The organism is Sandaracinobacteroides sayramensis (genome assembly GCF_022014495.1).
GTDB classification, from domain to species: Bacteria; Pseudomonadota; Alphaproteobacteria; order Sphingomonadales; family Sphingomonadaceae; genus Sandaracinobacteroides; species Sandaracinobacteroides sayramense.
Genome location: NZ_JAKLSQ010000003.1, coordinates 263,800 through 275,290, shown reverse-complemented (window position 1 = coordinate 275,290; position 11,491 = coordinate 263,800). Strand labels below are relative to the sequence as shown.

10 protein-coding genes, 1 tRNA gene and 2 pseudogenes are annotated in these 11,491 nt (G+C 65.0%); 5 read left to right on the top strand and 8 right to left on the bottom strand.

What is annotated here, in order from left to right:
* Window positions 1-148 precede the first annotated feature (148 nt).
* Window positions 149-1,000: a helix-turn-helix transcriptional regulator gene (locus L6Q21_RS04150; RefSeq protein ID WP_237829289.1), complete on the bottom strand. Its 852-nt coding sequence runs from the start codon at window positions 998-1,000 to the stop codon at window positions 149-151.
* Between the two features lie 331 nt (window positions 1,001-1,331).
* Here L6Q21_RS04150 and L6Q21_RS04145 point away from each other — a divergent pair.
* Window positions 1,332-1,446 (top strand): annotated as a pseudogene (locus tag L6Q21_RS04145) (IS3 family transposase); the annotation flags it as partial.
* Between the two features lie 111 nt (window positions 1,447-1,557).
* Here L6Q21_RS04145 and L6Q21_RS04140 read toward each other — a convergent pair.
* The 3 genes and pseudogenes from L6Q21_RS04140 to L6Q21_RS04130 all read right to left on the bottom strand — a co-directional run.
* A pseudogene (locus tag L6Q21_RS04140) lies at window positions 1,558-1,734 on the bottom strand (transposase); the annotation flags it as partial.
* A gap of 192 nt (window positions 1,735-1,926) precedes the next feature.
* The gene (locus tag L6Q21_RS04135) at window positions 1,927-2,661 is read right to left on the bottom strand and encodes a carbonic anhydrase family protein (RefSeq protein WP_237829288.1); all 735 of its coding nucleotides are present in this window, start codon (window positions 2,659-2,661) and stop codon (window positions 1,927-1,929) included.
* A 575-nt stretch (window positions 2,662-3,236) separates the two neighbouring features.
* A tRNA-Ser gene (locus L6Q21_RS04130) sits at window positions 3,237-3,327 on the bottom strand.
* Window positions 3,328-3,400: 73 nt separating this feature from the next.
* Between L6Q21_RS04130 and L6Q21_RS04125 the strand changes: the two genes are divergently transcribed.
* Both L6Q21_RS04125 and L6Q21_RS04120 read left to right on the top strand, forming a co-directional pair.
* Window positions 3,401-5,035 carry a thiamine pyrophosphate-binding protein gene (locus tag L6Q21_RS04125; RefSeq protein ID WP_237829286.1) on the top strand — a complete coding sequence of 545 codons (1,635 nt, stop codon included), beginning with the start codon at window positions 3,401-3,403 and terminating at the stop codon, window positions 5,033-5,035.
* Window positions 5,032-6,243, top strand: coding sequence for a hydrolase (locus L6Q21_RS04120; protein ID WP_237829285.1), 1,212 nt, complete (start codon window positions 5,032-5,034; stop codon window positions 6,241-6,243). The genes L6Q21_RS04125 and L6Q21_RS04120 overlap by 4 nt, the downstream gene beginning before the upstream one ends.
* Here the strand turns inward: L6Q21_RS04120 and L6Q21_RS04115 are convergent, their stop codons facing one another.
* From L6Q21_RS04115 to L6Q21_RS04105, 3 genes are all read right to left on the bottom strand, one after another.
* On the bottom strand, window positions 6,244-6,729 hold the full coding sequence (locus L6Q21_RS04115; RefSeq protein WP_237829284.1) for a hypothetical protein: 486 nt from the start codon (window positions 6,727-6,729) through the stop codon (window positions 6,244-6,246).
* Entirely contained in the window at window positions 6,726-7,448 is a 723-nt protein-coding gene (locus tag L6Q21_RS04110; RefSeq protein WP_237829283.1) for a hypothetical protein, read from the bottom strand. The genes L6Q21_RS04115 and L6Q21_RS04110 overlap by 4 nt, the downstream gene beginning before the upstream one ends.
* A 118-nt stretch (window positions 7,449-7,566) precedes the next feature.
* A complete protein-coding gene (locus tag L6Q21_RS04105) occupies window positions 7,567-7,851 on the bottom strand; it encodes a DUF6356 family protein (RefSeq protein WP_237829282.1) in 285 nt (94 codons plus the stop codon).
* A gap of 92 nt (window positions 7,852-7,943) precedes the next feature.
* On the opposite strand from L6Q21_RS04105, the gene L6Q21_RS04100 reads away from it, so the two are divergent.
* Together L6Q21_RS04100 and L6Q21_RS04095 are read left to right on the top strand one after the other, a co-directional pair.
* Window positions 7,944-8,423 carry an Lrp/AsnC family transcriptional regulator gene (locus tag L6Q21_RS04100; RefSeq protein WP_237829280.1) on the top strand — a complete coding sequence of 160 codons (480 nt, stop codon included), beginning with the start codon at window positions 7,944-7,946 and terminating at the stop codon, window positions 8,421-8,423.
* Window positions 8,424-8,558: 135 nt separating this feature from the next.
* Window positions 8,559-11,345 carry a TonB-dependent receptor domain-containing protein gene (locus tag L6Q21_RS04095; protein ID WP_237829278.1) on the top strand — a complete coding sequence of 929 codons (2,787 nt, stop codon included), beginning with the start codon at window positions 8,559-8,561 and terminating at the stop codon, window positions 11,343-11,345.
* Window positions 11,346-11,352: 7 nt separating this feature from the next.
* On the opposite strand, the gene L6Q21_RS17935 is transcribed toward L6Q21_RS04095, so the two are convergent.
* Window positions 11,353-11,481, bottom strand: coding sequence for a hypothetical protein (locus L6Q21_RS17935; RefSeq protein ID WP_255696703.1), 129 nt, complete (start codon window positions 11,479-11,481; stop codon window positions 11,353-11,355).
* Window positions 11,482-11,491 lie beyond the last annotated feature (10 nt).

Genomic DNA, 11,491 nt, shown 5'->3' with positions numbered 1-11,491 from the left:
GGAAGAGACAGGAATAGGCTCAGCGGAAATGCGCAGCCGAGAAGGAGGTGAAATTTCATGTTTGCCCCATTATTTGCGAATGGGTCGCAAGTGCGACTTTCGCTGCGAGGCGGCAATGGTTCGGATATTAGATATCCGGCATGATTCTTCAGCTATCGGGAGCAGGGCGCACCGCGCTGGGCGACAGGCCATAGCGGCGGCGGAAAGCCATGGAGAAATAGGCTGGCGCATAGCCGATCCGATGCGCCACCTGACTGGCCGATGCCCCGGTCGCGAGCATTTCAAGCGCCAGTTCCAGCCGGGCATTGGCCAGACAGGTGGCGATGCTGACGCCGTACACGGCCCGGAACGCCTCCGTGAGCGAACGGGCGTTGAGGCCAACCTCGCGGGCAAGGAAGGCTATGGTAACGGGGGCTCCCGGATCGTCATGGATGATGTCATGTGCCTTGCGCGCGTGGCCATGGTGGCGATGCGCGCGGCTTTCATGCCCGCCCTGCAACCAGGCGAGAATAGTTGCCTTCAGCTCAAGTTGGCGCGCTTCCATCGCGATGGCGCGGGCCGTGCCGGAAAACCAGGGGTCCAGTGGCGAGCAAAGACGGCAGATCAGGGCAGCCGGAGCCTTATATGTCGCGCGCACCTGCGTCCCGGAACCAAGGGCTTTCAGAATATGCGCGGTTTCCGGCGCGCAGTCCGGATCGTCCGCTAAGGGAAGATACAGGCCCAGGGTCCGCGTATCGCCCGCCAGCAAGGTGGTTTCGAACCGATGTTCGCCATCCAGGCTCATGCAACTCAGGCCCGCGCCCTTGAACTCGAACGCGCCTAGCCCCCGGCTGCCGGTGCGCATGGTGGCGATGGCCGCGCTCACATGCAGGCCGGGAGAGACCGTCATTTCGTAAGAGCGGGCTTCGGCAACGGCCTCGTGCATCAGCCAGTGCGACAGAGCCTGTTTATCCAAAGCCGCTCTGCCGTTTTCAGCGGAGGTGGCGGGATCACCGTCCATGTCGTCAGTTGCGCCATCGGATTTGGGCGGTCCCGATCCGTGCGGCGGCGTCGATATTGGCGGGCTGGTTCACACTTCTGCCGGAGAAAGCGGGGCAGGACGCGGCAGATGTCCGCTCCGATCCTTCACATCCTGTCATGCCACATATTTCTGCTATTGAGAGTTATGTGCATAAATATCATCTCGGAACCCTGTCCGCAACTCTATGTGAAAGGCGTAACGGATATCCTTACCACCTAGGCGTTGTAAGCAGGGCCGTGGACCGGCAACTGCGCCGGACGGCGCTTCATCGGCTCTTTGCTCCTCTCAAGGTATGACGAGTATGCCCTGGGTGAAGGCGAAGCTGAGGGAAGACCGCTGCCCGGCCGCCTGCGTAAACGGTGTGTTGGGCCATGGACTTCCTCCATGACCAGTTGGCGACGGGCCGCAAAATCCGCATCCTGACGGGTCCAGAAGACCAGCATCCCTGAGCCATTGCGTTGGCGACGGGCCGCAAAATCCGCATCCTGACGGGTGGTCGACACCTTCTCGCGGTTCTCGCCGGTACTGGCCGTGGTTGACGGCCGATAGTCTGCCGGCCAAACACACCAGTGGCGGCCAGACTGCAGCACATGCAGGACGCCCGAAATCACCCGCCGGCCATCGAGCCACCGTGCGCCGGGCTGGTTCTTGCGCAAGTGCGGTTCGATCACCGACCAAGCATCGTCCGACACCCAGAACAACGAACGCGACATCGTGAATAGGTCTCCCGCGGCAGCGGATGCCCTCTCAATAAATAGGCTCACGCAATTTCAGGAGGATGATTGGGATTCAACCCCAAAGTGGCCGCCTATTCTCTGGATGGCCCCCAGGCGGCTCTCGCTGGCCGCGGAATTAGAGCTAATCTCGTCATTCCGCGGCCAGCTTTTCCGGATGAGCCTTAAACCTTAAACCAAAGCCACTCGCCCGGATTCCAGATCGTAGAAGGAGCCAACGATGGCGATCTTCTTGTTCTGCTCCAAGTCGCGCAGCACGGGTGAACGATCCCGGATCGACTGGATAGATTTCCGCACATTGGTGTGCGCCACAGCGTCTACAAAGGCTGGATTTTTCGAAGTCCTGTCACCTTCAAACTTCGTTTCCTCGATCGCGTTCTTGAAACGCGCCAGCAGCAGGGTGAGGTTGCCCAGGCGGACATCGTCGATCGCGCCCTTGATCGCGCCGCAGGCGCTGTGGCCCATCACCATCACCACCTTCGCGCCGGCGGCAGCAGTTGCGAACTCCATGGAACCTAGAATATCGTCATTGACGGCGTTGCCGGCGACACGGGCGTTGAACGCTTGCCCAATGCCGATGTCGCAGACCACTTCAACCGGCGCCCGGCTGTCCACGCAGGAAAGAAAGACTGCGGCCGGATGCTGGCCGGCGGCCGTTTCGCGCTGTTCGGCAAGCCAGTCGCGAGGACGTTGCGTGCCGGAGGTAAAACGCGCATTGCCCTTCAGGATGAGGGCAATGATCTGCTCGGGCGTCAGCGTCTCGCGTATTTCGGCGGTCAGCACCTGCGCACCTGCGGGAGCGGACATACCTGTCGCCGCCAGTGCCGCAAAAGCCGAGACCGTCAGCAACCCCCGCCGGTCGACCGCGCAGCAGTCCTGCGCTCCGTCATGATCTTCATGTGACATCTTCGATCCCCTCTACGCCCTGTATGCGACGAAGTTGCGATAAAAATCCTGTAGTGGCAATCAGTTCATCATAGATTGGATCACCATAGCGGTGCAATTATTTAATCTTGATGACATTGGTCAAGGAAACGGCGGAGGCAACAGGAAAAAGTAACGTGAATTATATTCAAGTCTTATAGAGATCAGTAATAAGGAAAATGCAATTAAGAAATTCTCTCTGGCTGATTTCCATATGTGGACTGCCGGCACTAAGCTGCATAGCCATAGATTGGCCTGCTCTCGGTATCCTGGACCGTTTGGGTTGGAAAGTTGCAGAAGAAGTTATAGGGAACGCGAAATTGCCTTCGCGCTAATGTAAGGTGAGAAGGAATGTCTGGCGGCAAAGTTTGCTACAAGGTCGGGATCGCCACCTTCCGCCCTGACGCTGCCAACGCCTTCCACCCGAATGCTACGCGTTGCTGCGCTTCAAGCCAGCCTATTTGCGGCTAGAAATACACGAAACGAACTATGCTTCAGCGAGACGGGGCAACCAGTCGCTCACAGTCACGCAAACAACTGCTTGATTTCCCTGAAAGTGGCGGAGCGGGAGGGATTCGAACCCTCGATACGGTTTTGCCGTATACACACTTTCCAGGCGTGCGCCTTCGACCACTCGGCCACCGCTCCAGCACAAGGTTGGCGCCCCTAGCAGGCCCGGCCCGCAGTTGACAAGGTGGTGTGTGCAGGTCTTTCCAACGGCATGACCTCCACCACCCGAACAGTCGCTGCCGTGATCGCCGAAAGCCTCGCCGCTGCCGGCGTCAGCCACGCCTTTGCGGTGCCGGGCGAATCCTATCTGCCGCTTCTGGATGCGATGCGCGATGTGCCGGTGCGGCTGGTAACCTGCCGGCATGAGGCCGCCGCCGCCAATATGGCCGAAGCCGCCGCCAAGCTGACCGGTCGACCGGGCGTCGCCATGGTGACGCGCGGGCCGGGGGCTACCCACGCCGCCATCGGCCTGCATACGGCGCAGCAGGATTCGACGCCGCTGCTTCTGCTGGTGGGGCAGGTGGGCGATGATATGATCGGCCGCGAAGCCTTTCAGGAAGTGGACTATAATCAGCTTTTCGGCAGCATCGCCAAACGCGTGGTCACCCTGCGCGACGCTGATCGGGTGGCCGAGCAGATGGCGTCCGCACTGGCGGCCACGCTTTCGGGGCGGCCCGGCCCTGTTGTGGTGGTCCTGCCCGACGACCGGCTTATGCAGGCGACGGATGCGCGGGCGATCGCCCCGGCGTCGCTTGCCCCGCCGGCTCTGGAGGCTCAGGCGCTGGCGCGGATCGGGGCCTTGCTGGCCGATGCCGAACGGCCTGTTCTGATGCTTGGCGGCCCGCTCTGGACGGCGGAAGACAGCCGTATCGCGCAGACGGTGGCAGAGCGGCTGGGGTTGCCGGTGCTGACCAGCTGGCGCCGCAAGGATCGTTTCGACAATGGCCACGCGCATTATGCGGGCGAGCTGGGGTTGGGGGCGAACCCGAAGCTTGTCGAGGCGGTGAAGTCCGCCGACCTGCTGCTGGTCGTCGGCGCGCGGCTGACCGAAAATGCGACGCAGGGCTACAGCCTGATCGATGCGGAGTTCGCCGCCGGGCGGCTTGTGCATATCGCCGCCGATGCGGAAGCCCTGGGGCGTTGCTGGCAGCCGCTGCTGGCGGCGCAGGCTGCCGTCGGCCCGGCTTTGCAGGCGCTTGCAACCTTGCCGGCGCAGGGCAGGGCGCAATGGGTGCGATCCCTGCATGCGCTGCATCAGGAGTGGGTGCGGCCGACCGAAGTGCAGGCAGGCGTCAATCCGGCGGCAGTGATCCGGACCTTGTCGGACAGGCTGCCGGCCGACAGCATCTATTGCAATGGCGCCGGCAATTTTGCCGGTTGGCTGCATCGATTCCACCTGCATCGGGCGCCGTTCACGCAGCTTGCGCCCACGTCCGGCGCGATGGGCTATGGCGTGCCGGCGGGGATTGCCGCTTCGCTGCTGCACCCGGATCGGCAAGTGGTGGTGGTGGCGGGGGACGGCGATTTCCTGATGGCGGCGGGCGAACTGGCGACCGTGGCGCATGAGGGGGCCGGCACCCTGTTCGTGGTGATTGACAATGGGCAGTATGGCACCATCCGCATGCACCAGGCGCGGGATTTCCCCGGCCGGCCCAGCGCGACGCGGCTGACCAACCCGGATTTCGCGGCGCTCGCCCGCAGCTTCGGCCTGCACGCCGAAACGGTTCGGGAAACGGCGGAGTTCGAGGCGGCGCTGGAGCGTTCGCGCGGGCAGGCGGCGCTGATCCATGTGCTGGTCGATCCGCAGGAGATTTCGCCGGGTCGAAGGCTGGACGAGGGCGCATGACGCTGCTGCCCGAGGAGCGCGCGGCTCTGGCGGATATAGACCCGGCGCGGATGCTGGCGCAGGTGGAGTATTGGTGCGCCATCAACAGCGGCAGCCGCAATCTGGAAGGTCTGGAAGCGATGGCCGCGCTTCTGGCCGAGGCTTTCGCGCCCTTGGGCGAAGTGCGGATGCTGGAGCCGGCAGACGCAAGCCAGATGCTGCCGACCGGCGAAGTCCAGCCCCTGCGGCATGGGCGCAACCTGCACCTGCTGGTGCGGCCGCAGGCGCCGACGCGGGTGTTGCTGACCGGCCATTACGATACGGTCTTCCCGAGGGAGCATCCATTCCAGACCTTGCGCTGGCTTGAGGCTGGCGTTCTGAACGGTCCGGGGGTCGCCGACATGAAGGGCGGGATCGCCGTGCTTCTGGCGGCGCTGACGGCGCTGGAATCAAGCCCCTGGGCGGCTGGGCTCGGCTATGAAGTTGTCCTCAATTCCGATGAGGAGATATCTTCCCCCGGTTCGGCGCCGTTGTTGCTGGAGTGCGCGCGGCGGGTGGATCTGGGCCTGACCTTCGAGCCGGCGCTGCCGGACGGCACGCTGGCCGGCGCCCGCCCGGGGAGCGGCAATTTCTCGGTGCATGTCGCCGGCCGTGCCGCCCATGCCGGGCGGGAGCCGGAGAAGGGGCGCAACGCGATCGTGGCGGCCGCCGATCTGGCGCTTCGGCTTTCCGCGCTGGTGGCGCCGGACCTGAAGGTGAATGTGGCGAAGATCGAAGGCGGCGGGCCGAACAATGTCGTGCCCGACAATGCCGTTCTGCGCTTCAACATGCGCCCGGCGACGGTGGAGGCCGAACGGCGGGCGGAAGCGGCGATCGACGGCGCGATTGCCGCCATTGTGGCGGCGCATGGCGTGGAAGCGCATCGCCATGGAGATTTCGCACGGCCGCCCAAGCCGCTCGACGCCAATCAGTTGCGCCTGTTCGAACTGGTGAAGGCGGTCGGCGCCGATCTCGAGCTGCCGATCGGCTGGCGCGATGCCGGCGGGGTTTGCGACGGCAACAATCTGGCGGCCACGGGGCTGGCGGTGGTGGACACGCTGGGCGTGCGGGGCGGCGCCATCCACTCGGCGGAGGAATATCTGATCGTCGACAGCCTCGGCGAACGGGCGCGGCTGTCGGCCCTGCTCCTCATGCGGATCGCGCGGCAGGGCTTCCGCCGCTCGCCTTGATCAGCCGCGTTTTTCCCTAAGGCAGCGCGCGATATAGGCGACGACCTGTCCGCGCTCCGCCAGCGAATAGGTGGCGAAATCCTCGCCATCCAGCCGGATCTTGAAGCTGGGCGATTCCGCCATATCCTTCAGATATTCCACATCCAGATAGATGGCGATGCCATAGAGGTTGGGCTCGCCCAGCTTGCCGAAGCCGATCTTCGGTGCCTTCACGCTGCGCCCGGCGAACTGCACCTCGGCCGATTTGGGCGGAGTGGTCACGTTCATATTGCCGCGCACCAGCAAGGAGAACTGGTTGTTCGCCTCGGAATTGACTCCGAAACCGGCCGAGGGAATCTGCGGCTGCATGTCCTTGGTGGTGACGACCGAGCAGCCGCCGCCGCTGCTGCTGACGCGCCATTGGCTGAAGGATTGCGCCGAAGCCGGAGCGGCGGCGGAGAAGGTGGCGAGCGCAAGCGCGCCGCAGGCGAAAAGCCGGTTCTTCAATTCTGCAGCCCCCACATCACCGCGCCCATGTTCGGGTCGGCCATGGAGCCGCCGCCGATCAGATGGTTGTTCATGCGCATCATCATCAGCATTTCGTTCGACTTCGCCTGGAGCGCGCCCTGCCGCGCCATCGCGGCGGCGGCATTGCCCCCTTGAGGCGGCCGGCCGGCACCTTCCGTCTTCGCCACCCGGTTGCCGGCCGCTTCGGCGGCGGCCAATGCATCGTCGACGGAAGAGGCTTGCGGCGCCGGCTTCGCGGCCGCCGGGGCGGCGGCCTTCTTCAGCGAGGGCAGGCATTTCCCGAGCGCGGCGGCGGCCGTATCGCGGCCGGGCGCGGCAAGGTCGGCGAGATTGCGGCCATCCAGCCGCACCTTCACGCGCGCGGATTTGCCGAAGGCGGGCAGCTTGTCCGCCGGCATGATGAAGCCGACCGAGATCAGGCCCTGCTGGTTCTTCTGCACCATGGCGGGGGAAAGGGATTTGCCGGCGTCCAGCTGAAGCTCCGCCACATATCCGTCTCCGGGAGCGAGGCCGGGAAAGCGCGGCGAGGTCAGCATCACCATCACATTCGCATTGTCCTGCGCGCCGAGCATCATGGCGACAGGTTCCTCCGCGCGCGGGCCGGTGCCTATCAGGCATTGCCCGCCGGGTTTCGCGGCGACCCAACCCTGCGGCAGTTGCGTGAAGGCTGCGGCAGCCAGAATTGCCAGCACCAGCATGATGTCCTGTCATTCCTTGTCACATATGGAATGGCCTGACTTGGCCGGCTTTCTTGCGGTTTCGCGACAGGGGAGGGAGGCTGCGTCCGGCCGTGCGCCTGCCACGGCGAGCGGATGGCTAGATGTTCGCCGCCATCCAGATCAGCCCTTCTTCTTCCGGCGCCGCGGGGGCGGGCTTCACGACACGGTTCGTCACCATGCGCCCATGCAACTGGCGGATGAGGTTGCTGCCCGTCTTCTCGCAAAGGCCGGGAACCAGCGCATGCAGGAAGCAGGCGGCACTGGCGCGCGCCATCGTCCAGCCGAAGCTCGCGGCCATGCCCATATGTTCGAAATAGCCTTCGTTGACCGAGCGGGGATGGTCGATGAACAGGCGGCGGAACATGGCTGTCTCCCTTTTCATGTTCCGGGAAGTTGCCACGGCTGGCGGCAAAAATGATTCTATTTTTTCGACTTTCAGTATCGAAATAAGGAAGGATATTATATGCTTTCTGCATGAAAGAGAAAATTCTTCTCGACGCTGTGGATCGGCGTATCCTCGCCCTGTTGCAGCGGGATTCGTCATTATCGTTGGCCGCCATCAGCGAGAGGGTGGGGCTGTCGCCCACGCCCTGCTGGAAGCGCATCCGGCGGCTGGAGGCGGAGGGCATCATCGAGGCGCGGGTCGCGCTGCTGAACCGCCAGGCCATCGGGCTTGGCGTGACCGCGTTCGTGGCGGTGAAGGCAGCCGCGCACGACGCCGCCTGGCTGGACCGCTTTTCCGAAGGGGTGGCGACGGTTCCCGAAGTGGTGGAACTCTATCGCATGGCCGGGGAGACGGACTATCTGCTGAAGGTCGTCTGCCACGACATCGCCCATTATGACCGCATCTACAAGAAGTTGATCGCCATCGCTCCGATGGGGGATGTCTCCACCAGTTTCGCGATGGAGCAGATGAAGTTCACCACCGAACTGCCGCTGACGCGCCTGGAGTGACCGGGCAGCGCGGCATGGCTTCACGCCAGGCCCGGCCCGGCCCGGCAGGCTTTTTCGCTGCACGGACATTTTCCGTTAATCCTCGTGCTGCAAGCGGGGGATCGGCGGGCCTCTCCGCGTAATCAGGGTGTGTCCGTGATCAGTCCTCAGGCGGCCGGTGCCGCATTCGCCGCTTTCCTGCTGTCCACCAGCGCGCTTGCGCAGACAGGGGATCTGCCGCTTCCCGCAGCCGACCAGCCGGTGCCGCCGGGAGGGGCGGCCCCGGTCGATGTCGCCGAGGAACCAGGCGAGGACATCGTCGTGTTCGCCGGGCGGCCGCGTGGGTCCGTCGTGTCGGACATCCAGCCGGAACTGGTGCTGAACCCGGAGGATATCCGCGCCTACGGCGCCAGCAGCCTCGGCGACCTCATCACCCAATTGTCGGCGCAGACCAGCAGCAGCCGTGGCCGGGGCGGAGAGCAGCCGGTGATGCTGTTGAACGGGCGGCGGATTTCCGGATTCGCGGAAATCCGCAGCATTCCGCCGGAAGCCATCGCGCGCGTGGAAGTGCTGCCCGAGGAAACCGCGCTGGCCTATGGCTATCGCGCCGACCAGCGGGTGGTGAATGTCGTGCTGCGCGAGCGCTTCCGCTCGTTCACGGCCGAAGCCGAGATCGGCGGCCCGACAGCGGGCAGGCGCACGGAAACCGAGATCGAGGCGTCGCTGCTGCGCTTGAGCGGCGACAGCCGAATCCTCGCGGATTTCAGCTTCGAGCGCAGCTCGGCGCTTCTGGAAAGCGACCGGAACATCCTCCAGTCAAACCCCAGCCAGCCCTATGCCATTGGCGGCAATATCGTCGGCACGCTGGCCGGTGCCGAGATCGACCCGGCCCTGTCGGCGCTGGCGGGCGTGCCGGTAACGGTGGCCGGCGTTCCCGCATCGGCCGCGGATGCGGCGCCGACGCTTGCGCAGTTCGCGGCCAACGCCAACGATCCCAACAGCACCGACATCGGGCGCTATCGCACGCTGCTGCCGGAAAAGACCGATGTGGAGGCCGGCCTCAGCGTTGCCCGGCCGCTGTCGCAAAGCGTGCAGATGACCCTGTCCGCGCGGCTGACGGCCAGTTCGCAGGAAAGCCGGCAAGGGCTGGCCTCCGCCGACCTGCTGCTGCCGACGGGCAACCCCTTTTCGCCCTTCGAAACCGACACGCGCCTTCTCGCCTATGCGCCGGCGCCGGGCGCCCTGGACCGCGACAGCGATGGGTGGACGGGCCGGCTGGCCGCCGCCTTCAATGGCGATGTGGCGGGCTGGCGCTGGTCGGTGACGGCCAGCCATGACCATGACGCCAATGTGACGCGGACGGACCGCAACCTCGACCTTTCCGACGCGCAGCAGCGCCTGCTGGATGGCGACACCGCCTTCAACCCGTTCGCCCTGAACGCGATCAACGGCCCGATGCTGCGGGATCGCTCCACTTCCAACAGCGACCGCAGCCTTGTGGAGGCGGTGGTGAACGGCAAGCCGCTGGAACTGCCGGCCGGCGGCGTTTCCACCAGCTTCAAGCTGGGCCTCGATCACCGCACGCTGGACAGCTACACCCGCCGCGCGGAACTGGAGCAGGAAACCGGCCTGAAGCGCACGCAGGGCGGGGCGCAGGCGAGCATCGACATTCCGATCGCCAGCCGGCGGCGGGAGGTGCTGCAGCCGCTGGGCGATCTGTCTTTCAACGCCAATGTCTCGGCCGACCATTATTCCGATTTCGGCGAACTCTTCACCTGGGGCGGCGGCCTGACCTGGCGGCCGGTGGAGGCGGTGCAGATGATCGGCTCCTTCACGCAGGAGGAAGGCGCGCCGAGCATGCAGCAGCTTGGCAACCCGCTGATCACCACCCCCAATGTCCGCGTGTTCGACTATGTGACCGGCCAGACGGTGGAAATCACCCGGCTGGACGGCGGCAACGCCGAGCTTGGGGCCGACCGGCGGCAGACATGGAAGCTGGGTGGCCGGGTGCAGCCGATCAAGGATACGGACTTCAGCATCCAGGCCGACTATGTGCGGACGAAGATCGACAACCCCATTGCCGGCTTCCCGACCGCGACCGCCGAGATTCAGGCGGCTTTCCCCGAGCGGTTCCTGCGCGACGCCGATGGCCAGCTTCTGCTGATCGACAACCGGCCCGTGAACTTCGCGCGCTCGGATCGCTCGGAATTGCGCTGGGGAATCAATTTCTCGGAAAGGCTGGAAGCGACCAAGGCCGAACAGGCGAAGATGGCCGAGCGCCGGGCCGAGATCGAGAAGATCCGCAAGGAAGCCGAGGCGGCCGGCAAGCCGCCGCCGCCGGGCCTGGGCGGCCCGGGATTCGGCGGGCCGCGCGGGCCAGGCGGCCCGGGCGGTTCGCCTCCGGGCATGGGGCCGCGTGGACCGGGCAGCCCGGGTGGCCCGGGCGGCGGCGGCGTTCTGCACCTTTCCCTGTTCCACACCTGGCGCTTCACCGACAGCGTGCTGATCCGCGAGGGCGTGCCGGAACTGGACCTGCTGAACGGCTCGGCTACGGGCAGCAGCGGCGGTGTTTCCCGGCATCAGCTGGAAGCGCGGGCCTTCGCCACGAAAAACGGCCTTGGTGGCCGTATCAGCGCCAAATGGCAGAGCGGCACGGAAGTGCTGCAGGACAGGTCGGGGCCGCCCAGCCCCGACGACCTGCGCTTCTCCAGCCTGATGACAGTGGATATGCGGCTGTTCGTGGACCTGTCCCAGCAATGGGGGCTGATGCGCAAGGCGCCCTGGCTGCGCGGCACGCGCCTGTCCGTGGGCGTGGACAATATCTTCGACGACCGCATCGACGTGCGCGACCGGGCCGGAGAGACGCCGATCAACTATCAGCCGTGGCTGATGGATTCCGTCGGCCGGCGGGTGGAGGTTTCAGTGCGGAAGCTGTTTTTCTGAAGCCGCCTCAGGCGGGCACGGAGAAGAAGATCAGCGCCAATGTGGCCAGCAGCGCGACCAGAGTGACCAGCCGGTCGAGACCGTTGCCATCGCCCGTTTTCAGCGCTTTCGCGCGGCTGTCGCTGTCATTCGCCATGGCGAGAGAA